Below are 22,804 nucleotides of genomic sequence, written 5' to 3'. Positions count from 1 at the left end.
TCGGGAAGCGGGGATGAAAGCAAACGTTTGCGTACAACTGTGGTTGTCATTACTCTCGCGCTTCGCCTGTTTGACCGCGATCACCGGATATGACGTCTGGTTGTTGCGCCGACTGCATCGAACGGCCTGGGTGCCGGTTCCAGAAGGTCGACCTGGCGGGCGGGAGTCTTCCTCGCCGACACGCGTCCGGTCGATCACCACCATCCGATCGTGATCACGGAATACAAGCCGTAACGTGACACGTTGTTATTGGGTTCATGCTGAGAAAAGACCAACATGTTCGACGCCGAAATTGCCGCGACGCTCCTGAACCGGTGGGACCTTAAGCGCGCGTCCCCCGGTGACCGGCCACCGCTGAACCTCTTGCAGGAAGGCAACCTGCATTTCAAGTATCAAGGCGGCAATATCGGCGCGGACGATTCCGCCGCAGACCGATGCCTTCGCGTTGAATGCCTGACATTCCCGGACGGATCGCGCGCCTTGCGTGTAGCCGAGTCAGATGGACAAAGCGGCTGGTCGCTGTGGACGGCTGCCGAGCCGATCCGAACACGCGAAACGAGCGCACGCATCGAGCATGTCGACATCTCTTAGCCTCATTTTGCGTTGGCTTTTTGTGGTCGCCGAAGCCCTTGCACTGATACGGTTCTTCGCGGCCTGCTGACAGCGGGAGTCCCGCCGCAACGGATAACTGAGCCTTGCCGGAGTCGCGCTGGGTGACGCCTCTCGATGCCGGCAGCACAAGGCACGCATGCAGATCTCCCCGGGTATTACGCACCCACCGTCACGCTTATGCTCGTCGGATCTACGTCGTAGCGTTCCCTGCAAGTAGTCGGCTTTAGTGATATTCGACACCTCATCCCGCTACGCCGCCTCATATCCGCTTCTTGTTCGTCAGGCCAGCGCTTTACCTTCAGCTTCCTCCAGATTCGCGGTCGTCCGCGACACCCTTGCCATTCGGCTAACAATTCCGCTCGCCGGGTGTGTAGAGGACTCTCACCTCCAAGTACGGCGCCCTGCCGGGCGCACGAAAAAAAACCGACAGAATTACGTCGGCCGGAAGGTTCTGACGATTCCGAGGGCCATGCCAGAACCTGAGAGGCACGAATAATTGCATTGTCTTCGTCGCCAATTCGCACGGATAAAACCAGGGTGTACACCTATATTCCGTTCACCTTTTCCGTCCGTAAACATCTGCAATGTCCATTTAATACGTCCCCGGCGGTCAAAAAGAACATGGATAGGCTAACGTTTGCGCAGAAGCTTTGGTTGCCGTTGCTCTTGAGCCTTGCCTGTCTGACCGCAATGACAGGGTTTGACGCGTGGTCATTGCATCAGGTGCGAATCGAAGAACGCGAGAACGACCTGGCGAACAACGCCGACAATGTGGTCGGCCTGGTTCGTCACAATGCCGACCTGGTGCTGCACGGGGTGCTCACGCGTGACGCCGCGCAAAAGGAAGCAATCGAGCGCATCAAGGCCATGCGCTTCGGCAAGGACGGCTATTACACCGTCATGACCGATGAACCGAGGATGTTGATGCACCCGTTCAAACCTGAACTGGTGGGTCGGGCGCTTGGCGATTTCAAGGATGCCAACGGCACGCTGCTATATCGCGATGCGGTCAATATCGCTAAAGCAGCCGGCGCCGGTTTTTTCCGCTATGTGTGGCCACGTCCGGGCGAGGACCGACCGATTCCGAAGCTTACGCGCGTCGCGACCTTCAAGCCGTGGGGCTGGACTTTTCTGAATGGCGTCTACATAGACGACATTGATACCGCGTTCTACCGGTCCCTTATCGAGTCCGGGTCCGTCCTGGCCGCTGTTGCAGTGGCGCTGTCAGTCCTCGTTATCGTGATTAATCGAGGGTTGCAACGCTCACCCGGTGGCGAGCCGGCTTCTGCAGCAGAAGCCGCGCGCCGCATTGCAAGCTTCGATCTGAGCGTCCCGGTCAATACCAGCGGTGCGAGTTCAGACAGCCTGCTATCTACGATCGAAGCGATGCGCGCGCAGCTTGCCCGCACCGTCGGTGCGATCAGAGGTTCCACCGAATCCATCGCCTCAGCGACAAAGGAAATCGCCGCCGGCAACAGCGACCTTTCCCAGCGTACGGAGGAGCAGGTCGCGTCACTTCAGGAAACGGCATCGAGCATGGAACAGATGACGTCCATGGTGACAAACAATGCAGACAATGCGCTCCACGCCAACGAGATGGCAAGCACGGCATCAGACATTGCCGGCCGGGGAGGCGAACTGGTCGAGAGGGTGATCGGGACTATGCAGGAAATCTCGAACTCATCGGCCAGGATCGCAGAGATCGTCAGCGTCATCGAAGGTATCGCGTTCCAGACAAACATCCTCGCCCTGAACGCAGCGGTCGAAGCCGCGCGGGCCGGCGAACAGGGGCGCGGGTTTGCCGTCGTGGCAAGCGAAGTGCGAAGCCTTGCCCTGCGCGCAGCGGCCGCAGCCAAGGATGTGAAGGCTCTGATCGGGGAATCGGTCAACCGAGTCGAGAGCGGCTCTGCGCTGGTTGCTGAAACCGGAACTGCCATTCGGGAAATTGTTGGTGCTGTCAAGCGCGTCGACGCGATCGTCCACGAGATAGCGGCGGCCTCGAACGAACAAAGCGCGGGCATCCAGCAGGTCGGCAAAGCGATTTCCCAGATGGACTCAATAACTCAGCAGAACGCGGCGCTCGTTGAGCAGGCAGCGGCAGCCGCTCATTCACTTAGCGGACAGGCTAGCGGCCTGGCGCACATCGTCGAGGCATTCCGGCTGGAGGCCGCCGATCGTGGTGAAAGTAACGCGGATCATCGCCGCGGAGCAATGGAGAGGGTCCATGTCGCGTTCGCTTAGACCCATCGTGCGTTGGCTCTTTGTGGTGGCCGGCGTCGGCGCGCTGATATGGTTCTTCGCAACGTACTGGTAGTACTGTCGCGCCACAGGCGGATATCTGACACGAGAGAAGGTCAACCCGGGGGCGGCAATTCACCGGACAACGAGGCGAACCAGGTGGTTCTGGCGTGACCCAGGACCTGTTTGGCAATCAGACTGTGCAGGCGTCGGAGGGAGTTCACATGAACGTGGTGAAGACCGAGATTGGACAACTGGAGAAAGCGCTGAATGTCCTGATCTGGCGTCCGCGGCTTATTCGTCGCGACTATTGGACAATGCAGATCGAACGCTTGCTGGCACGCACTCCCCTCACTGTGCAGGACAGGCAGCGCCTACTCGCGCTGCTCGACCTCCTTGGTCGTTCAGGTGAATCGGGCGATTGAAAGAAAATTGCCCGACAGTCGAGACGTCTTCTGAATGCAGTGGTGCCCTTTAGCGACCTCCGTCGTGAGTTGGGGACCTTTGCGGTACACGCGGTAACAACGGGGAACGCGGACACTGGCTGCCGAAGCCATCTCGACAGAGTATCCGCCTGCAGTTGTGATCACAATCTCGCGATGAACACTTTCGATGCCGAACTTGCAACTAGCCGCAAACGCTTTTAATGCCTGGCGTTTCCCGGCGCTCCGTGCAATTGCGGCAACCAGGAGCGTGATGCCGGTAGCCCGGCCGTGCATGCGACGACGATCGAGGCCATGGTGAGGTCGCCCGCTCCACCGGTATGTGGTGAAAATTGCGTAACTAGCGTGCCGGCCGTAATAACGGCACTCAAGGAGCTCTACATCGTTTCGAGCGCAGCCGCACAGCGCGGTGCTCACGGGCTGGATGTTCTTGACGCCCAATGGAAGGCCTTGTATCGGGCGACCCGGCAGGCGAACGTGATCACGAGCCAACTGTTGCCCGGGAGTGAAACCCAGGCCAGTGCGCTACTGCGCGAACTGGCAGAAACGTGCGCGAAACTTCTTGACCGCCACGCCTCCACTCAGGGCTGCCCGACCGCGGTGTGGCGCGAAATAGCCCGGCTTGGGCGCGAGGTTTACGAATGTCTGAATCTCTTCCCCACTCACCGAACCTGAACAAGGATCAAGCGCGACTCATGTCTGGGTTTAGTGCCTCGCTGGGCCGGATAGCCCGCCCCGCCCGTGACCGGCGAATCCCTGGCCATAGGTTCCCTGGGGAACCCGAGGGTCACTGCCAGCGCCTCCGAGTACTTCGAGTAGACACTGGCCGGTCGGGGCAGACGAGTAGCGCCACGGGTGTCGCAATTGCACGAAGGTCGGACTACACATGAATGCTCGCAGCCAAGGGCGGACCACTATTCCAGCCGTTCCAGAATCGTGGGAGAGGCGATGAACCCTGACGGAATTCACAAGGCCGCGTTGTTGATGATGTCGCTCGGCGAAGACGAGGCGGCCGAAGCCTTCCGGTTCCTCGGCCCACGGGAGGTGCAGAAAATCAGTTCCGCGATGGCCGCGCTGAAAAACGTTCCACGTGGCTCCATCGACGCCGTGCTGCAAGACTTTATCGAGGAAGCAGAAACGCACACCTACCCGCATGCAAGGACCGCCGATGTTGCTGGATCGATCGTTTGTGAAGCAGCTAAGCGCAAAAAAGAATCTCGACATTGCGAGTTCGACGACTGTGATCGCGAAACGCGTTTGAGACGACGCCAGTCCAACGGCTCCATTATTTTTGCATCGGCCGACGGACACTTTGCTCGTATATCGAAGGATCGACAACGTTCATCTGGTCCTTTGGGCGTTCACCAAAAACTCGCTCGAAGTCCTCGGGACCCAGAATGTCAGCAGCGTCGTGGAGAAAAGACGAATAGGCCTGGTTCAGCTCCGAGGCGGACGGTACATCGCTGCCCTGCGGGGCATTTTGCAAACGCTCGACCCGCACCATAAATACGCGTCGATGATTCATCAACGACTTGATCTTCGCATCCGCGTCGGGACCCTTCAAAGTCGCCTGAAGATGCTCCTGAAAATCATCGACATCGGATTCCTGATGTCCTGGCTTCATGGCTTTACTCCCGCTTGGTGTCGAGCACTGAATCTTCTTGCTCGCCCATGCAGCATGCTGCCTGCCGTATGTTCCGAAGATCGCGATGCTCAACCAGTAGCCCCTGCACATGCGGATCGTAACCGGAACTGCTCCACCGCTGCCGGTCCCCCAAAGAATCTGATTTGACAGCTGATGGCATACACCATCGCGACCATAGCTGAATATCGTTCCACGGGCGGCCGGATCGATGTTCGAGTCCACATCGGGCTTACATAGACAACTAGCATAAAGCAGATTTGCCGCGCCGGAAGCCAAAAAACCATCCGCACTGACAGGCGTCCCACCTCGGGCGTGGAAGCTGCCCCAACTGTACCAATAGTGCTCGCGAGCGATCAGGACGTCCGCCAGCGCTGGGTAAATCTTCACGCGGCTGTCGTAGGTCGTCACCCATGTATGGTCGACCACGGAATCCTGGAAATACGCCGGAACGGACCACGCGAACAATGTAACGGCGCTCATTGCTTCACCTTTTCGTCCGGTCGCATCGGCGCTGTCGCGCGAAACTCGCCCGATAAGCCGGTAAGAACTTTACTCACCTCAAAGGTTATACATCTCGTAGTTCAACGTCCAGCCGACGCCCAGCACGGGCGCGGCCATGCCGGTCCAGCTCATCGACGGTAGAAACAGAAACGACGACAGCGCATGCCAGGCGCTCACGCGCGCATGACAGAACGCTTCGGGAACGCCCGGCACGAACGAGACGAGCGCGACGAGCGCGATAAACAACGCGGTGAGAATCCAGTAGAGCGGCACGACCCGCGCGATGCGGGAGCAAATGAACGAGCGCGCCGACTGGATTCCCGACGGCAAACCCCGAGTCACCAGCGCCATCACGAAGCCGAAGATCACGAAGAAGACGTCGACGCCGATTTCGCCATAGCGCGACACGCGCGGAAAAACATGGACGAGCCAGCCATGCGCGGCGACGATGCCGTCGGTATGAAACGCGACGACGCCAAGCGCGGCGAGCGCGCGCAACGCCTGAATTGATCGATACTTCCTGATACCTGTCACGCCCTTCGATCCGGCAAAGTGCGTCACGGGACATGGTAGCGCAGAGCGTCGCACGATGCCGCGTGGCCGGGCGCGTCCGATTCGCGCCCGCCCGGCCGAGCGGTCAAGCTCGCGAAACGCTCAGGCCATCAAGCCGGCCGCTGCGGAATATTCAGGCCGCGCACCACCGCCGGACGCTCGACGAACGCCGCCAGCACGCGCCGCACGTTCGGGAAGTCCTGAATGCCGACCAGTTCTCCCGCCTCATAGAAGCCGACCAGATTGCGCACCCACGGGAAGATCGCGATATCGGCGATCGAATACTGATCGCCCATCACCCATGTGCGTCCTTCCAGGCGCTGCTCCAGCACGCCGAGCAGCCGCTTCGATTCGGCGATGTAGCGATCGCGCGGACGCTTGTCCTCGTACTCCCTGCCGGCGAATTTGTGGAAGAAGCCGACCTGGCCGAACATCGGACCGATGCCGCCCATCTGGAACATCACCCACTGGATCGTCTCGTAGCGCCCGGCGGCGTCCTGCGGGATCAGCCGGCCGCTTTTGTCGGCGAGATAAATCAGGATCGCGCCCGATTCGAACAGCGGCAGCGGTTTGCCGTCGGGACCGTTCGGATCGAGGATCGCCGGAATCTTGTTGTTCGGGTTCAACGACAGAAACGCCGGCGTCATCTGATCGTTGGTATCGAAGCGCACCAGATGTGGCTCGTACGGCAAGCCGGTTTCCTCGAGCATGATCGAGATTTTTACGCCATTGGGCGTCGGCAGCGAATAGAGCTGAATCCGGTCCGGATGCTCGGCCGGCCATTTCTTCGTGATCGCGAAAGCGGATAAATCGGTCATGGATTCGGGTCGCCCTATCGGACAGAAATTGCAAGACCGCCCAATATAAACCGACTCGCCACAACGCGTGCGAGGCCGCGTGAAGACCTTACAAACGCTGCGGCAACAGCGCCGCTCGCGATCGGCGGTTCACCACAAGTCCTTCGTCGCCGTACCCGCGCGCACGTTGAAGCCCTCGCGCCACAGCGCCACGCCGACGGTCAGCAGCAGCGTCTTTTCGGTGCCGTCGAGCAGTTCCCACGCGGCCGCGAGCCACGTCGCGAAGTTCGCGCAGGTCGCTTCGAGATCCGGCGGCGCCTTGCCTTCCAAATACTGCCGTTCGAACATCGAAAGTATCTTTGCGGGTGTCATGGGCGCGACCTCCTGATGGGATTGCGCCAAGTCTAAAGGGCTCGCAGCGCGTGCGGAATGCCGATGATCGCGATCACGGGTTACTCCCAGGCCGGCCGCCGCGCCAACGTCAGCCGCGACCCATCTTGTGAAATCGGACGCGTCGTGTCCGACCTACGCCGTACAAAAAACAAAGACGCCGCGACGATCGCGACGCCTCCGCCGTTACGGCAACCTGCACCGAACGGGTTCTCAGTGACGGCCGCGCTTTGCATCGTCCCTGGCGTCTTCCTTCGCATCGCCATAGGCCTTCTGCACCTTGCCGGCGCCCTGCTGCAGGTCGCCCTTGACTTCCTTCGCAGGGTCGTTCGTGGCCTTGCCGACGGCCTTGTTGACCTTGCCCTTGACCTGCTCGCCAACGCCCTTCACTTGATCCTTGTTCATGCTCGGCTCCCATATGCGTAGTCGACAGAGATGCCGGCGCGCTATTCCGCCGGTGTGTGGGAAGCAGCAACGGCTGTTCCCGCGAACTGCTCCGCGCGCGGGGCCGCGGCACCGACGAATGCCGACGCGCGATCGGGCAAATTTTTTATCAAAAGGCCTAAAGTCTCACCGCGCACCGCCGTAAATCCGTTCAGGGAGGAGTCATGGACCGCACAGAGACTACGATTTCGGGATCATCGCAAGCTGCGTTGATCGACCACGACATCGCGCACATCGCGCGGGTGATGCACGTATCGCTGCGCGGCGATTTCGGCGGTCCGATCCTGCCAGCCACCTATTGGCGCAAGCGACTGACCGCGCTGGTCGACAGCGGCCAGCTTTCTACCGCCCAATCGGACAAAGTCGACAGCCTGCTGCTGCAACTCGATCGGCTGGCCTCGATGCCGCTGCCCGAATGGGAACGCTTCGCGCCCGCGCCGACCTCGCGATTCGAGCCGGCTGACCCGGTGAAGAAGGTAAAGTCGGCCTGACCGCAGCCGCCCCACCCGCTGCACCCGCACGCGTCGCGCCAGGCCGGCACGCGGCTCGTCTTGCGCGCCGCAAAAAAGCGGCCGGGAACGAGATCGCGGCCGCCAACACACATCGCAACGCCGGAAACCAGCGTCACAGGACAAACGTATATCCGCATTCGTGACAGGCATGTTTCGCCGCAGACAAATGCAGCGGCGCGACGTATCGCGAAAAATTCCTGATCAGTCGGCGCCGACAATAGGGAAAGGGGACGACCTTAGGTCATAATGTCCGCAAAAATTCCCAGCAAGGACGCCACGTGACCCTCGCCGCCCCGTTCGACCTGCTCAAGCAGGCGCGCGCCCGTTTCACCCAACGCGAAATCGCAGCCCATGTCGGCAAGGACATCAAGACGGTGCGTCGCTGGGAAAAAGGTGAAACGGCCTGTCCCGCGATGCTGGAACCCGCGTTGCGCGATCTGCTGCGGCAAGGCGCGCGTGAGGCGCAACACGCGGGCGACGCGGCGCGCTTCCGCTTCATCGATCTGTTCGCGGGTATCGGCGGCATTCGCATGGGCTTCGAGGCGCACGGCGGCGAATGCGTGTTCACCAGCGAGTGGAACGAGTTCTCGACGCGGACTTATCGCGAGAACCACGGCGACAACTCCGCGAGCGGCGGCGCGCACGCGCTGATCGGTGACATCGTCACGTTTCCCGCCGAGGACATGCCGAGCCACGACGTGCTGCTCGGCGGCTTTCCGTGCCAGCCGTTTTCGATCGCCGGCGTCAGCAAGAAAAACGCGCTTGGCCGGCCGCACGGCTTCGAATGCACGACCCAAGGCACGCTGTTTTTCGACGTCGCGCGCATCATCGCCGCGAAGCGCCCCGCCGCGTTCCTGCTCGAAAACGTAAAGAACCTGCTGTCGCACGACAAGGGCCGCACCTTCGACGTGATCCTGCAAACGCTGCGCGACGAGCTCGGCTACGAGGTGCACTACCGCGTGATCGATGGCCAGCATTTCACGCCTCAGCATCGCGAGCGCATCATCTTGGTGGGCTTTCGCGGCAAGACCAGGTTCACGTGGGACGACCTGCGCCTGCCCGAACATGGTCCGCGGCTCGGCGCGATCCTGCATCGCACGGACGGCACGGAACCGGTACTGCCGTGGGACCACGACCGCTTCTTCGAACACGCCGCGCGACGCGTGCAGCCGAAGTACACGCTCACCCCGAAGCTATGGGCGTATCTACAAAACTACGCGGCCAAGCATCGTGCGGCGGGCAACGGCTTCGGTTTCGGCATGGCCTATCCGGACAGCGTGACGCGCACGCTGTCGGCGCGCTATCACAAGGACGGCTCCGAAATTCTCGTCTATCAGGGCGAAGCGCTGCGCCCGCGTCGCCTGACGCCGCGCGAATGCGCGCGACTGATGGGCTTTCCCGACACCTTCAGGATTCCGGTCAGCGATACGCAGGCCTACCGGCAGTTCGGCAATAGCGTCGTGATGCCGGTGATGCGCGAAGTGGCGCGTATCATGCTGCCGCATGTGCAAACCCTGCTTGCCCACCCGACCCGCGATGCGTCGAAACTTTCCCTGCCGCTCTACGCGTGAGCGGCCGCGCGACCCGTTGGCCCGCTGACGATGGTCGATATCGTCGATAGTGCGACGCGCAGCCGGATGATGTCCGGCATTCGCGGCCGCAATACCAAGCCGGAAATCCTGATCCGTAGCCTGCTGCATCGGCGGGGCCTGCGCTTCCGGCTCGACGCGCGCGATCTGCCCGGCCGCCCCGACATCGTGCTGCCGCGCTATCGCGCGGTGGTGCTCGTGCATGGCTGCTTCTGGCATGGCCACGACTGTCATCTGTTCAAATGGCCGCAGACGCGGCCCGACTTCTGGCGCGACAAGATCGGCCGCAATCGCAGCAACGACGACAAGGTGCGCGCCGCGCTGCTCGCGAGCGGTTGGCGCGTCGCGGTCGTGTGGGAATGCGCTTTGCGAGGCGCGAATTGCGATATCGCGGGCGTGATCGAGCGGCTCGTCGCGTGGATCGGAAGCGACGCGCCGGAGTTGGAGGAACGCGGCTGAAAACCGCGCGCGACCTGCCCTGCTCGCGCGAGTCTTGCGGCCGCTGGTGCTACACTCGAAAGGCTCACCCGGCGCGCTTTCGAGATGCCTTCGAGGCACGCTTCGGCAGCGTTTTCCGGGTGCTTCCCGGCGCTTTCGCGGCACGTCCTCACGCGCTTCGGCATGCCACGAAATGCGCCTCGCCCGCCGCGACATCGCGCACTCTGACGATCCCAGAACCAATCAACAAGGGAGGCACATTATGGCTGACTTCCGTCTCTGGTCCGACGATTTTCCCACCAACGGGTTCATGCCGAGAGCCCACGAGTACAACGATAAGGCGTTCGGCGGCGACGGCGAAAACATCTCGCCGTCGCTGCAATGGGAAGCGCCGCCCGCGGACACGCAAAGCTTCGTGCTCACCGTTCACGATCCCGACGCGCCGACCGGCAGCGGCTTCTGGCATTGGGTCGTCGTGAACATTCCGGCCGACGCGCGCTCGCTGCCGCGCAACGCCGGCAAGGCCGACGGCTCGCTGCTGCCGCAGGGCGCGATGCAGGTGCGCAACGACTATGGGACCGTCGGCTTCGGCGGCGCCGCGCCGCCGCGCGGCGATCGCACGCATCGCTATATCTTCCGGCTGCATGCGCTGAAAGTGCCGCATCTGCCAGTCAGCGCGGAAACCACCAACGCGGTCGCGCGCTTCATGACGCACCTGAACGAAATCGATTCGACGACTCACACGGGCCTTTACGAACTCAAATAACGCACGCGCGGCGCCAGCGCCCGGAAACGCCGGCGCCGCGCCGACCGATACGCCTGCAGCGGCCAGCGCGTGAGCCGCGCACAGGCGCGCCAACATCTCCGACAAATCAAACAATCGATGCACGCACCCTCCCCGCGCACGGACGGCTCGACGCCGTCCACTTCCCGCTTCGAAGGCAAGGAACTGGGCCTACCGGTTCCACAACGCTACTGGGCGATGCTCGTCATCGCGCTCTCGCTGACGCTCGCGGTGCTCGACAGCGCGATCGCCAACGTCGCGCTGCCGACGATCGCGCGCAACCTCAATGCGAGCGCCGCCGCGTCGATCTGGGTCGTCAACGCGTATCAGCTCGCGATCACGATCTCGCTGCTGCCGCTGGCGTCGCTCGGCGACCGCATCGGCTACCGGCGCATTTATCTGTCGGGCCTGATCCTGTTCACGGTCGCGTCGTTCGGTTGCGCGCTGTCGAACTCGCTGGCGACGCTCGCGCTCGCGCGAGTGGTCCAGGGTTTCGGCGCGGCCGGCATCATGAGCGTGAACACCGCGATCGTGCGCATGATCTATCCGCCCACCCAGCTCGGGCGCGGCATCTCGATCAACGCGATGGTGGTGGCGGTGTCGTCGGCGGTCGGGCCGACGGTCGCCTCGGGCGTGCTCGCGATCGCGAGCTGGCCGTGGCTGTTCGCGATCAACGTGCCGATCGGGATCGCGGCGATCGTCGGCGGCTTCAAGGCGCTGCCGATTAACCCCGGCCACGAATCCCCGTATGACTATCTGAGCGCGGTGATGAACGCGTTCGTGTTCGGCCTGCTGATTTTCGCGGTCGATGGCCTCGGCCACGGCGAGCATTTCGGCTACGTGACGCTCGAGGCGCTCGGAGCGCTGGTCATCGGCTACTTCTTCGTGCGTCGCCAGCTGACGCGGCCCGCCCCGCTGCTGCCGATCGACCTGCTGCGTATTCCGGTGTTCGCGCTGTCGGTCGGCACGTCGGTCTGCTCGTTCTGCGCGCAGATGCTCGCGTTCGTGTCGCTGCCGTTCCTGCTGCAGGAAACGCTCGGCATGTCGCAGGTCGAAACGGGTCTTTTGATGACGCCGTGGCCCGCGATCATCATCATCGCGGCGCCCATTGCCGGCGTGCTGTCGGACAGGATATCGGCCGGCTGGCTCGGCGGCGTCGGGCTCGCCGCGATGACGGTCGGCCTGCTGCTGCTCGCGACGCTCGGGCCTCACCCGGACGCGCTGCAGATTTCGTGGCGCATGGCGCTGTGCGGCGCGGGCTTCGGCATCTTCCAGTCGCCGAACAATCGCACCATGCTGTCGTCCGCGCCGCGCGAACGCAGCGGCGGCGCGAGCGGCATGCTCGGCACCGCGCGCCTGACCGGGCAAACGCTCGGCGCGGCGCTGGTCGCGCTGATCTTCGGCGTCGCGCCGCAGAGCGGGACGATCATCGCGCTGTATGTGGCCGCGGGGTTCTCGGCGGTCGCGGCGGCCGTCAGCACGATGCGGGTCATGCAGAAGGTGGCGCAGCCGGCCTGAGGGCTGTGGCCGCTACGCGCGCAAGACATGCACGATAAAAGGCGCGCATCGCACGAGGCGATGCACGCCTTTTTGCTTTGATCTTCCCTGTCACTCCATGCACGACGTGAGCGGCATACGCGCGGCCCGCGCGGGCCGCGCGTGTCGGCTCAGGGCGATGCCGTCACGTCAGCGAGCTTTACCGCTTTGGCCGTCACCGAAGATGCGGTCGCGACGTGGCGCAGATCATCGAGCAACGTATCGCGCCACACCGACAGGTTGCTCTCGCGCATCGGCTCCATCATGTCCGCATGACGCGCCTGACGTTCGGCGAGCGGCATCGCTAATGCGCGCTCGAGCGCTTCGGCCATCTGCGACAGATCGAACGGATTGACGACGAGCGCGCCCGGCAGCTGCTCGGCCGCGCCCGCGAATTGCGACAGCACGAGCACGCCCGGATCGGCCGGATCCTGCGACGCGACGTACTCCTTGGCCACCAGATTCATGCCGTCGCGCAGCGGCGTCACATAGCCGACTTGCGACTGGCGGAAGAGCGCCATCAGCAGATTGCGCTCGTACTTGCGGTTCAGATACTGGATCGGCGTCCAGTCGAGCTGCGCGAACCGGCCGTTGATGCGGCCCGCCTCGCCTTCGAGCGTTTGCCGGATGCGCTGATAGGTCTGCACGTCGGCGCGGGTCGGCGGCGCGATCTGCACGAGCGACACGCGGCCGTGCCAGCCGGGCGCGTTCTGCAACAGCCGCTCGAACGCCTGGAAGCGCTCGACCAGCCCCTTCGAATAATCGAGCCGGTCGACGCTCATGATCAGCTTGCGCCCGCGCATGCCGTCGCGCAGGCTGCGCACCGCCTTGCGGTCGGTGAACTGCTCGGCGGTCTTCGCGATCGCATCGGGATAGATGCCGATCGGGTACGCGCCGACCTTCAGGAAGCGGTCGTACGCGTGCACCATGCCGTCTTCGCTCGACGTGCCGTGGTGACCGCGCTCGATATAGTCGACGAACGACTGGCGATCCGCCTCGGTCTGAAAGCCGATCACGTCGTAGCTGCACATCGCCTTGACGATCTCCTCGTGAGGCGGGATCGTGCGCAACACTTCGGGCACCGGAAACGGAATGTGCAGGAAGAAGCCGATCGGGTTCTTCACACCGAGCTCGCGCAGGCAGCGCGCGAACGGCAGCAGATGGTAGTCGTGCACCCAGATGATGTCGCTGGGCTTGAGCAGTTCCTTGAGCTGCTTCGCGAGCGTCGCGTTGACGCGCTGGTAGCCCGCGTAGTCTTCGCGGTTGTAGCGGGACAGGTCGTTGCGATAGTGGAAGGTCGGCCACAACGTGGTGTTCGAAAAACCGCGGTAGTACTCGTCGTAATCGCGCTTGGTGAGGCCCACGGTCGCGTAAGTGACGTTGCCCTGCTTCTCGATTACGGGCGCGGATGGCTCGCTGACCGTTTCGCCGCTCCAGCCGAACCAGACGCCGCCGGTCTCCTTCAGTGCGTCCAGCACGCCGATCGCGAGCCCGCCCGCTGCCGGACGCGCTTCCTGAATCGGTGCGACACGATTCGATACCACGATCAATCTGCTCATTAGTGCTCCATTGTTTCGTTGTATGCGGAATTGCGCCAAAACGGTGCACGCAAGCATCATGCCGATATTTGGGAGATCGGAAATAAAGTTGTATAAAAATGTGACAAACGAGCGAATCCCCGCAATCATCAACGATGGCGAAGAAAATTTTTCTGTTAAATCCGACGAATGCGGCGGTCTTTCTTACCGGTATCCGGTCGCCGGGACACCCCGCCCGGGTGCTACCTGCCTCAGGCATCCTGCTCCGAGCCCAGATCGCGCTGGTATTCGAGGCCTTCCTGACGCACCCCGCCCTGGTTGTGCTCGCCGTCCGGCGGCGTATGCGGGGCGATCCGATTCTGCGCGGCCGGGTCCGGCGACACCACCGGCTCAGTCTCGACCTCGGCCGGCCGTGGCCCGCGCTTGGAGTGCCGCGCGGAACGTCGCAATGCGGGGTGTCTCATGATCGTGCCTCCCGGGGAAGCCTGCCACTTGTCGCGGCATCCCTACAGTCTAGGGGGCGAAACCGTAAATTGCCGGTAAAACATGCGCCCGCTTTGTAACAAATACAGCAATGCGCTGCACCGATCCAGAGCATGGCCCGGTGCGAGTGCGCGACACGGCGCCGACATCGAGGGTCGTATCAACATTGCCGTGGGGGCGACAGACGGTCGGCGGCCTGAGGCGTTTGCGTTGGCTGCGGCGGCGGATCGCCGATCGGCGGCGTGACTGGTTCGACGGGTTCGATCGGATCGGGTGTCGGGCCGGGGATCGTGTCGGGCTCGGCCGGGTCCGGCGGCGCGACGGGCGGTGCAGTGGGCGGCTCGACCGGTTCGGGCCGATGAGCGTGCAACGGCCTGGACGGCGCGGAAACGGCAGTGTAATGCGGCAGGTGCAGCATGTCGGTGACCTCGTTTTACGTTCCACCGGAGGGCAGCAAGGCTTGTGCCGTTCGGGTGTCCGCCCGGAAGCCCGGGCGGGCGGATACTGGGGACGAGGATGACGTGCGAACGAGCGCGGATCAGGCGTCCGCGCCGCCGAGTGCGCGTGATTCGTCGGTGGAATCGCCGTCGTCGCGCGCATCGTTGCCGTACTCGACGAGCCGGTTGTACAGGGTCTTCAGGCTGATGCCGAGAATTTCCGCGGCGCGCGTCTTCACGCCGCCGCATTGCTCGAGCGTCGCAAGAATCAACTGACGGTCGGCTTCCGCGAGCGAGGTGCCGAACGGGATCGTGATCGCGGTGCCGGCCGCGGGCTTCGACAGCGTGATTTGCAACGGCACCGTCGCCGTGCTATCCGAATCCCCGCTCGACATGATGTGCGCGCGCTGCACGTAGTTCTTCAGCTCGCGCACATTGCCCGGCCACGGATACGACAGCAGCATCTCCTTCACCGCGACAGGGAAATGCTTCTTCGTGCCGTGACGCTCGTTGAGTTCATCGAGGAACGATTGCGCGAGCAGCTCGACGTCCTTGCCGCGATCGCGCAGCGGCGGCAGGCTGATCGGAAACACGTTCAGCCGGTGGTACAGATCGAGCCGCAGCTTGCCTTCGAGCACCGCCTGCTCGGGATCGCGATTGGTGGCCGCGATCAGACGCACGTCGGTTTCGATTTCCTTGGTCGTGCCTACGCGCATGAACATGCCGGTCTCGAGCACGCGCAGCAGCTTCACCTGCAACTCGATCGGCATCTCGGTGATTTCGTCGAGGAACAGCGTGCCGCCGTTCGCGCGCTCGAAATAGCCCTTGTGCTGCCGATCCGCGCCGGTGAACGAACCGCGCTCGTGGCCGAACATTTCCGATTCGATCAGGTTCGGCGAAATCGCGCCGCAGTTGACCGCGAGGAACGCGTGCTTGCGGCGCAGGCTCAGCTCGTGCAGCGTCTGCGCGGCAACTTCCTTGCCGGTGCCCGATTCGCCGACGAGCATCACCGAGGCCGCCGTCGGCGCGACGCGGCTGATCTGGTCGTAGACCTCCTGCATAGCCGGTGAATTGCCGAGCATCAGACCGAAGCGGCCCATGCGGCGCAACTCGCCGCGCAGCGTGCCGATTTCGGCCTTCAGGTCGCCGGCGCGCGGCAGGCGCGACAGGATCGACTTCACGCGCTGCATGTTGATCGGCTTCACGAGGTAGTCGGCCGCGCCCATTTTCAGAGCGCTGACCGCCGACTCGACCGTCGCGTGGCCGGTGATCACGATCACTTCGACGCCGGAGCGCGGATCGAGATCTTCGAACAGATCGACCCCGCTGCCGTCGGGCAGCTTCAGGTCGGTGAATACGACGTCCGGCATCTGCCGGATAAGTTGAATACGCGCTTCGCGCAGATCGCCCGCGGTGGCGGTGGTCAGCCCGTCTTCCCCGATGACGGCGGAAAGTGCCTCGCGGGTACCTGCGTCGTCATCGACAATGAGTACATGTGGCATCGCGTTTCGAAAGCCTGCAAGCGTGGTTCAGAAAATATGCGGAACATGCCAATGGGCATGCCGCTGGGTCGGGTCGGCTGCATGACGCGGAGTCGACTGCGTTCCGTTCAGCCGACCATTCGATGAAAAATGGCAACAATCACGGGCAAGTTCGCACCGATTTCCGCGTCATTGTTGTCAATTTATCCATTATACGGCTTTATAAGGTTCATTTAACAATCCCGTTCCAGGCGCCGGCCGCAGGCCGCTTGATTCGAGCGAACCGTTTCAGCCGCGCGGAAACGGCCATGCGCGGGGTTCGCCGTTGACCTGCCCCGAGCCGTTGGCGCTGTGCGAGGCGGGCGCCAGTTCGGTCGACAAGGTCGCCGGCGCCGCCACCGCGCCGCCCTCGTTTTCCCAGCGGCTCAGCTCGCGCGCCGGTGAGACCTGGCCCGTGCGTTTGTGTTGCACGTAGCGAACCGCCAGGAAGCCGCCGATTGCCATCAATGCGCCAAAAAAACCAATCGTGGGTCGTGTCATCATGAACTCCTTGGAACGTGATGCGGATGAATGCAGCCGTGCCAAGCGTGCGCCGCGTCTAACGCGCGACCAGCACGCCGAGCAGAAAACCGGTGCCCGCCGCGAGCGCGAGCGAGCGCCACGGGTTATGGCGCACATAGTGCTCGGTGCTGACCGCCGCCTCGCGATACCGGCGATGCACGTTGCGTTGCGCATCGCCGAGCGCCGATTGCAGCGTTTCCACGTGCGTGCCGAGCCGGTCGCGCAAGGCATCGACACCTTCGCCCGGCACGTTGGCGGCGAGCCGCAGCATTTCCTCCGAGTCCCTCAGCAGCACCCGAAGGTCCTCGACGATCTTCTGTCCGCCGAGTGCAAGTTGTTGCGTGGTGGTGTCAGTCATTGTTCACTCCTCGTCTGATTCGGCGTTCGTGAGTTGCCGCGGAATCGGTGCGCCGACCGGTGCAACAGTTCGGGCTTCGGGCGCACGGTGCAGGTTGCCGGTTTGGCGCTGGCCGGCGGCGCTGCGACGTAGCCGTCAAAGCTCGCACGACTCGATCAAACGGTCAATGAGGCAATGCATGTGCCCGGTATATTTACCGCTCCAGCGCACTGATAAAGCCAATTTCGCGCACTTTCGACCGATTGCGCCCACGGCTATTTCAGCGGCTGCCAGTTCGATTGCCGGAATCAGTGTCGAAGTGGTTAAATCGTCCTTTATGAGATAGTGGCCGTACGGTCTATCGCATTCAAGGCCTGCGCGCCGCAACACGAACTCCATTTGCACAGGACTTCCCTTTTTATGGCGTCAATCGATCTGGACTCGCCCACCGTGTCCGCCGGCGGCAATGCTTCGCCACAAGCGAAGCAGCGCGTCGCGGACGCCGTCGCGGGACTGAAATCGTACGGGCTGCTGTACGGCTCGTCGCCGGTAATGCTCGATCTGTACGAGCAGATCGAACGCGTCGCCAATACCGACGCGACCGCGCTGATCATCGGCGAATCGGGCACCGGCAAGGAGCTGATCGCCCGCACCATCCACGAGCGCAGTGGCCGCAAGGACGGCGCGTTCGTCGCCGTGAACTGCGGCGCGATTCCCGATGAGCTGATCGAAGCCGAACTGTTTGGCCACGAAAAAGGCAGCTTCACCGGCGCGGTCCAGGGCCGCGTCGGCTACTTCGAACATGCGAACGGCGGCACGCTGTTTCTGGACGAAATCACCGAAATGGCGCCGGTGCGCCAGGTCAAGTTGCTGCGCGCGCTCGAAACCGGCACGTTCTATCGCGTCGGCGGCAACGAGTTGATCAGCGGCAACGTGCGCGTGATCGCCGCGACCAATCGCGACCCCGCGGTGGCCGTCAAGGAAAACGGCTTGCGCGAGGATCTGATGTACCGGCTCGCGGTGTTTCCGCTGCGCGCGCCGCCGCTGCGCGAGCGCGAAAACGATCGCGAACTGCTCGCGCAACACTTCCTCGCGCAATTGAATCAGCAGGAAGGCACCAACAAGAGCTTCAGCAAACGCTCGATCGAAACGCTGCGTTCATGGTCGTGGCCGGGCAACGTGCGCGAGTTGAAGAACGCCGTGTATCGCGCGTTCATTCTCGCGGAAAAAACGGTTGAATTGCCGCATCCGCATCTTGCGTCGCGAGTCAAGAAAGCGGTCACGCAAGGCGACGCGATGAGCGTGTGGATCGGCACGCCGCTCGCCGACGCGCAGAAGCAGATCATTCTCGGCACCCTCAAGTACTGCGGCGGCGACAAGCGGCGCGCTGCCAAAGCGCTCGGCGTGAGCCTCAAAACGCTGTACAACCGGCTGAGCGCATACGGCGACGAAAGCGGGGAAGACGAAGCCGACTCATAGGCACGGTGCAACGCGAGCCGTCCGCCGATGGCGGCGGCCAGCTGTTGTGCCGTTCGTCATGAACCCTTCGCCGCGCGTTTCGCGGCACCGAATTCACCTGCTCAACATCTCACGCCGACGGCAAGTTCACCTGATGTCCGAGATACCTGGCAGAGCCAGGCAAGCCCGCCCATCCATGCAACAGAAAACATCGCAGCGCACGATGTTTTGCAATTTTTTGCATTTTTTCCCTGCCAATTACAAAACGCATCCTGCACAATGCGGCAGCGTAATAAACGACGTGTCCTTCGTTTACACGCGCGAAGCGTGAACGCAGGCACCTGTACGGGCAGGGACGGGAGAAATGCAAAAGAACATGGTGTGGGCTGTCAACGCGAAGTCCGTTGTCGCTGGCAAACGCCCCCACGTAACGGCGCTGATCGCGCTGGCGCTGGCGGTGTCGTCGGCATTGAGCGGCTGTAGTTCGTTGTACACGGAAGGCGCGGTCGCGGGCGCCGGTGTCGCGGGCGCCGCGGTCGCCAACAAGGTCACCAGCAATGCGGCGGTCGCGACCGGTATCGGTCTTGGCGCGGTCGCCGCCGCGCGCGCGGGTGTGCAGTATTCGGAGCGCGTGGTCCACACGAATACGCAGAACAGCATCGCGCAGGCGGCCGGTCCGCTCGAGGTCGGCGCGGTCGCCCCGTGGAGCATCACCCACTCTTTCCCAATCGAAGACGACGAACACGGCCGCGTGACCGTCAGCCGTTTGATCAGCACCGGTCAGCTCGACTGCAAGGAAATCGTCTTTTCCGTCGATCAAAACGCAACGCGCGACAAACCCGCGAACAGCGCGTTCTACATCGCATCGGTTTGCCGTGATGGTAAGGACTGGCGTTGGGCATCGGCCGAACCCGCCACCGAGCGCTGGGGTGCGCTGCAATGAAATGTCGTTCGCTTGGCGTTCCGATGGGTGATCGGATGCGGCTCATCGCGGCCGGCGCGCTATGCGTCGGCGCGAGCCTGCTGGCGAGCGGCTGCGCGTCGATCGGCGCGGCGAGCGGCGCGGCGGCGGGTATCGCGTCAGGCCTCGTGACCAGCAATCCGGCCGTCGCGCTCGGCGTCGGCGTGGCCGTGCAGGCCGCGACCGACGAAGCGGTCGCACGCTACATGCGCAGCATGCACAAGGATCAGCAGGATCTGATGGCGGCGCTGGTCGGCACGATGCCGGTCGGCGAAACGAAACCGTGGTCGGTCAAGCACACCTTGCCGATCGAAAACGGCCACGGCGAGGTGCGCGTGACCCGCGCGTTCAGCTCGGCGCTCGCGCTGTGCAAGGATTTCGTGTTCTCGGTGCAGGACGGCGACGGCCCGAATGCGCCCGAGAGGTGGTTCACCGCGAGCGCGTGCCAGCAGGACAAGGGTTGGAAGTGGGCAACGGCCGAGCCGGCGGTTGCACGGTGGGGCAATCTGCAATAAAAAAGCGGCGAGGTTTTCCTCGCCGCTTTTTTGTCTGAACCGCAGTTCGTTTCCGCGGCAACTTTGGCTTAAGACTCCACGTCTTCCAGACTGAAGATTTCAGTCTGGTCGTTATACGAAAAGATCTCGCCGTAACGGCCCCAGTTGATGACCGCGTCGAGCGTCTCTTCTGCCGCGCTGTCCGACAGGAAGTCCTCGAGCTCCTGCTCGAAACGCACGCGCGGCGCGCGATGTCCCGGCCGCTCGTTCAACACCTTCTTGATCCGCGCCGCGAGCGGCACGTGCCGCAGCAGATGCTCGGCGAACATCATCTTCCGTTCCTGCGTGCCGAACTCGGAGAACACGCGCGCCGGCGGCGTCAGGAAAATGTCGCCCTCGCGCACGTCGGCGAAACCGAGGTGCTGCAGCACTTCGGCGATCGGGAACAGATCGTCGACCTCCAGGTGTAGCGAGCGCGCGATTTCCGGCATGTCCGCGCGGCCGTGATACGGCGCGGCGGCGAGCGTTTCGATCAGACCGGCCATCAGGTTGGTCGACACGTGGGGCAGCCAGCTACCGAGCTCCAGCCCCTTCCTGGTCTTTTCGTCGGTCTGACGCGCGGTCATCTTCGCGTAGATTTCGTCGACGAGGCGGCGGAATGCCGGGTCCAGACGGTTGCGCGGATGCTTGAACGGCACCTTGATCTCGGCGATCACGCGGCCCGGGTTCGACGACAGCACCAGAATGCGGTCGCACATGAACACCGCTTCCTCGATGTTGTGCGTCACGATCAGCACCGCCTTGATCGGCATGCGCCCCTGAGTCCAGAGATCGAGCAGGTCGGTACGCAGCGTTTCGGCGGTCAGCACGTCGAGCGCGGAGAACGGCTCGTCCATCAGCAGCAGCGTCGGATCGACGACGAGCGCGCGCGCAAAGCCGACGCGCTGGCGCATGCCGCCCGACAGCTCGCGCGGATAGGCGTTTTCGAAACCGTCGAGGCCGATCAGGTCGATCGCGGCGAGCGCGCGCGTGCGCCGCTCCGATGCGCCGACGCCTTGCGCCTCGAGACCCGCTTCCACGTTCTGCAGCACGGTCAGCCACGGAAACAGCGCGAAGGTCTGAAACACCATCGCGACACCCTTCGCAGGACCTGCGAGCGGCTTGCCCATGTACGTGACTTCGCCGTCGGTCGGCTCGATCAGACCGGCGATGATGCGCAACAGCGTCGACTTGCCCGAGCCAGAACGGCCAAGCAGACCGACGATCTCGCCCTCGCGCAGCGACAGATTCGCGTCGTCGAGGACGAGCAGTTCGCCCTGCGTCTTGTTGAAGCCGCGGCACACGTCCTTCACGCGCAGGATTTCCTCGCCGAGGCGCGGGGGCTTCGGCGGCGTCTGGATCGGCGCGGCGGTCATAGCAGCTTTAGGATTTTGCATCGCGTTAAGCCTTCATTTCTCAATCTAGACGGAGCTTGCCTTCGGCGTAGGCGTACATCGGACGCCACAGCAGACGGTTGAAGAGGGTCACGAACAGGGACATCACGGCGATGCCCACGATGATCTTCGGATAGTCGCCCGCCGCGGTAGTCTGCGCTATATAGGCGCCGAGGCCATGCGCGGCGACCTTGGTATCGCCCCACTGCACGAACTCGGCAACGATGCTCGCGTTCCACGCGCCGCCCGACGCGGTGATCGCGCCGGTCACGTAGTAAGGAAAAATACCCGGCAGCATCGCCTGACGCCACCACTGCCAGCCGCGAATGTGGAAATTCTTGGCCGCCTCGCGGTAGTCGTTCGGATACGAGCTTGCACCGGCAATCACGTTGAACAGGATATACCACTGCGTGCCGAGCACGATCAGCGGCGACAGCCAGATGTCTGGATTCAGGTGAAAGCGCACGATCGCGATCACGAACACCGGGAACAGCAGGTTCGCCGGGAACGCCGCGAGGAACTGCGCGAGTGGCTGCACCTTTTCCGCGAGCGCGGGGCGCAGGCCAATCAGCACGCCGACGGGCACCCAGATCACGGAAGCGATCGCGATCAGCACGACCACGCGCAGGAGCGTGATCAGGCCCAGCACGAACACGTGGCCGATCTCGTCGAGCGTCACGCCGGTACGCACATACAGGAACACGCGGTACACCACATACACCGTGGCGAGCAGCACGATCGCCGCCCAGATGATGTCGCCGAGCTTCGAGTTCTTCTCGCGCTGCGGGATGTGAAAGCGCGGCGCGCTGAACGCCGGCAGTTGGAAGCGCACCCGGGCCGCGCGCGCGAACATCCAGCCGAGCGGCACGAGCAACCGGTGAATCAGCCGCGTGCGGCGGATCAGGTCGAGCAGCCACGATTCCGGCGCATCGCCCGAACTCGTGAACTCCATGCGGAACTTGTCCGCCCACGCGACGAGCGGACGGAACAGCAACTGGTCGTAGGCGAGAATCACGACCGTCATCGCGAGGATGACCCAGCCGATCGCGTGCAGGTTCTTGTCGCTGATCGCCTGCGCCAGGTAGGCGCCGATGCCCGGCAGCTTAATCGTGTTATTGCCGACCGTAATCGCCTCAGAAG

The 22,804-nt window shown here is 63.1% G+C and carries 24 protein-coding genes and 1 pseudogene; 12 read left to right on the top strand and 13 right to left on the bottom strand.

The window, feature by feature from the left end; genetic code table 11:
• Window positions 1-276: 276 nt before the first annotated feature.
• From HDG39_RS25105 to HDG39_RS25090, 4 genes and pseudogenes are all read left to right on the top strand, one after another.
• The gene (locus HDG39_RS25105) at window positions 277-591 is read left to right on the top strand and encodes a hypothetical protein (RefSeq protein ID WP_184009521.1); all 315 of its coding nucleotides are present in this window, start codon (window positions 277-279) and stop codon (window positions 589-591) included.
• A gap of 642 nt (window positions 592-1,233) precedes the next feature.
• The gene (locus tag HDG39_RS25100; protein ID WP_184009697.1) at window positions 1,234-2,853 is read left to right on the top strand and encodes a methyl-accepting chemotaxis protein; all 1,620 of its coding nucleotides are present in this window, start codon (window positions 1,234-1,236) and stop codon (window positions 2,851-2,853) included.
• Between the two features lie 167 nt (window positions 2,854-3,020).
• Window positions 3,021-3,275: a hypothetical protein gene (locus tag HDG39_RS25095; RefSeq protein ID WP_184009519.1), complete on the top strand. Its 255-nt coding sequence runs from the start codon at window positions 3,021-3,023 to the stop codon at window positions 3,273-3,275.
• 1,005 nt (window positions 3,276-4,280) lie between these two features.
• Window positions 4,281-4,439: pseudogene (locus HDG39_RS25090) on the top strand (magnesium and cobalt transport protein CorA); the annotation flags it as partial.
• Between the two features lie 139 nt (window positions 4,440-4,578).
• Here HDG39_RS25090 and HDG39_RS25085 read toward each other — a convergent pair.
• The 5 genes from HDG39_RS25085 to HDG39_RS25065 all read right to left on the bottom strand — a co-directional run bounded on the left by HDG39_RS25085 (window position 4,579) and on the right by HDG39_RS25065 (window position 7,583).
• Window positions 4,579-5,418 (bottom strand): hypothetical protein, encoded by an 840-nt coding sequence (locus tag HDG39_RS25085; protein ID WP_184009517.1) that lies wholly within the window; start codon window positions 5,416-5,418, stop codon window positions 4,579-4,581.
• A gap of 78 nt (window positions 5,419-5,496) precedes the next feature.
• The gene (locus tag HDG39_RS25080) at window positions 5,497-5,973 is read right to left on the bottom strand and encodes an acyltransferase family protein (protein WP_184009515.1); all 477 of its coding nucleotides are present in this window, start codon (window positions 5,971-5,973) and stop codon (window positions 5,497-5,499) included.
• A gap of 128 nt (window positions 5,974-6,101) precedes the next feature.
• Complete coding sequence (locus HDG39_RS25075) at window positions 6,102-6,809, bottom strand: glutathione binding-like protein (protein ID WP_184009513.1); 708 nt, start codon at window positions 6,807-6,809, stop codon at window positions 6,102-6,104.
• Window positions 6,810-6,938: 129 nt separating this feature from the next.
• A complete protein-coding gene (locus HDG39_RS25070) occupies window positions 6,939-7,160 on the bottom strand; it encodes a hypothetical protein (protein WP_184009511.1) in 222 nt (73 codons plus the stop codon).
• A gap of 231 nt (window positions 7,161-7,391) precedes the next feature.
• Entirely contained in the window at window positions 7,392-7,583 is a 192-nt protein-coding gene (locus tag HDG39_RS25065; RefSeq protein WP_184009509.1) for a CsbD family protein, read from the bottom strand.
• Between the two features lie 203 nt (window positions 7,584-7,786).
• Here HDG39_RS25065 and HDG39_RS25060 point away from each other — a divergent pair, with 203 nt between their 5' ends.
• The 5 genes from HDG39_RS25060 (at window position 7,787) to HDG39_RS25040 (ending at window position 12,463) form a co-directional block, all read left to right on the top strand.
• Window positions 7,787-8,113, top strand: a complete 327-nt coding sequence (locus HDG39_RS25060) for a hypothetical protein (protein WP_184009507.1) — start codon at window positions 7,787-7,789, stop codon at window positions 8,111-8,113.
• A gap of 299 nt (window positions 8,114-8,412) precedes the next feature.
• Window positions 8,413-9,705 (top strand): DNA (cytosine-5-)-methyltransferase, encoded by a 1,293-nt coding sequence (gene dcm / locus HDG39_RS25055; RefSeq protein WP_184009505.1) that lies wholly within the window; start codon window positions 8,413-8,415, stop codon window positions 9,703-9,705.
• 30 nt (window positions 9,706-9,735) lie between these two features.
• Window positions 9,736-10,182 (top strand): very short patch repair endonuclease, encoded by a 447-nt coding sequence (locus HDG39_RS25050; RefSeq protein ID WP_018419797.1) that lies wholly within the window; start codon window positions 9,736-9,738, stop codon window positions 10,180-10,182.
• Between the two features lie 241 nt (window positions 10,183-10,423).
• Complete coding sequence (locus HDG39_RS25045) at window positions 10,424-10,927, top strand: YbhB/YbcL family Raf kinase inhibitor-like protein (protein ID WP_184009503.1); 504 nt, start codon at window positions 10,424-10,426, stop codon at window positions 10,925-10,927.
• Window positions 10,928-11,044: 117 nt separating this feature from the next.
• A complete protein-coding gene (locus HDG39_RS25040) occupies window positions 11,045-12,463 on the top strand; it encodes an MFS transporter (protein ID WP_184009501.1) in 1,419 nt (472 codons plus the stop codon).
• 149 nt (window positions 12,464-12,612) lie between these two features.
• On the opposite strand, the gene otsA is transcribed toward HDG39_RS25040, so the two are convergent.
• The 6 genes from otsA to HDG39_RS25010 form a co-directional block, all read right to left on the bottom strand.
• Window positions 12,613-14,040 (bottom strand): alpha,alpha-trehalose-phosphate synthase (UDP-forming), encoded by a 1,428-nt coding sequence (otsA, locus tag HDG39_RS25035; protein ID WP_184009499.1) that lies wholly within the window; start codon window positions 14,038-14,040, stop codon window positions 12,613-12,615.
• 230 nt (window positions 14,041-14,270) lie between these two features.
• Entirely contained in the window at window positions 14,271-14,483 is a 213-nt protein-coding gene (locus HDG39_RS25030; protein WP_026225665.1) for a hypothetical protein, read from the bottom strand.
• Window positions 14,484-14,662: 179 nt separating this feature from the next.
• The gene (locus tag HDG39_RS25025) at window positions 14,663-14,911 is read right to left on the bottom strand and encodes a hypothetical protein (protein WP_409259209.1); all 249 of its coding nucleotides are present in this window, start codon (window positions 14,909-14,911) and stop codon (window positions 14,663-14,665) included.
• A gap of 129 nt (window positions 14,912-15,040) precedes the next feature.
• Entirely contained in the window at window positions 15,041-16,441 is a 1,401-nt protein-coding gene (locus HDG39_RS25020) for a sigma-54-dependent transcriptional regulator (protein WP_184009495.1), read from the bottom strand.
• Window positions 16,442-16,708: 267 nt separating this feature from the next.
• On the bottom strand, window positions 16,709-16,960 hold the full coding sequence (locus HDG39_RS25015; RefSeq protein ID WP_018419790.1) for a hypothetical protein: 252 nt from the start codon (window positions 16,958-16,960) through the stop codon (window positions 16,709-16,711).
• A 58-nt stretch (window positions 16,961-17,018) separates the two neighbouring features.
• Window positions 17,019-17,339 carry an ElaB/YgaM/YqjD family protein gene (locus tag HDG39_RS25010; RefSeq protein WP_184009493.1) on the bottom strand — a complete coding sequence of 107 codons (321 nt, stop codon included), beginning with the start codon at window positions 17,337-17,339 and terminating at the stop codon, window positions 17,019-17,021.
• A 399-nt stretch (window positions 17,340-17,738) separates the two neighbouring features.
• Here HDG39_RS25010 and HDG39_RS25005 point away from each other — a divergent pair, with 399 nt between their 5' ends.
• The 3 genes from HDG39_RS25005 (at window position 17,739) to HDG39_RS24995 (ending at window position 20,252) form a co-directional block, all read left to right on the top strand.
• Window positions 17,739-18,797: a sigma-54 interaction domain-containing protein gene (locus tag HDG39_RS25005; RefSeq protein WP_018419788.1), complete on the top strand. Its 1,059-nt coding sequence runs from the start codon at window positions 17,739-17,741 to the stop codon at window positions 18,795-18,797.
• A 343-nt stretch (window positions 18,798-19,140) separates the two neighbouring features.
• Window positions 19,141-19,719 (top strand): hypothetical protein, encoded by a 579-nt coding sequence (locus HDG39_RS25000; RefSeq protein ID WP_184009491.1) that lies wholly within the window; start codon window positions 19,141-19,143, stop codon window positions 19,717-19,719.
• Window positions 19,716-20,252, top strand: a complete 537-nt coding sequence (locus HDG39_RS24995; protein ID WP_184009489.1) for a hypothetical protein — start codon at window positions 19,716-19,718, stop codon at window positions 20,250-20,252. The genes HDG39_RS25000 and HDG39_RS24995 overlap by 4 nt, the downstream gene beginning before the upstream one ends.
• Before the next feature lie 68 nt (window positions 20,253-20,320).
• Here HDG39_RS24995 and HDG39_RS24990 read toward each other — a convergent pair whose 3' ends face one another.
• Window positions 20,321-21,667: an ABC transporter ATP-binding protein gene (locus HDG39_RS24990; RefSeq protein ID WP_184009487.1), complete on the bottom strand. Its 1,347-nt coding sequence runs from the start codon at window positions 21,665-21,667 to the stop codon at window positions 20,321-20,323.
• Window positions 21,668-21,686: 19 nt separating this feature from the next.
• A partial coding sequence (locus HDG39_RS24985; RefSeq protein ID WP_184009485.1) for an ABC transporter permease occupies window positions 21,687-22,804 on the bottom strand: 1,118 nt, incomplete at its 5' end.

It is taken from the genome of Paraburkholderia lebeckiae (assembly GCF_014201005.1).
Taxonomy (GTDB): domain Bacteria; phylum Pseudomonadota; class Gammaproteobacteria; order Burkholderiales; family Burkholderiaceae; genus Paraburkholderia; species Paraburkholderia tuberum.
The sequence above is the reverse complement of the archived record's forward strand: the minus strand, read 5'-3'. Positions and strand labels throughout refer to the sequence as shown.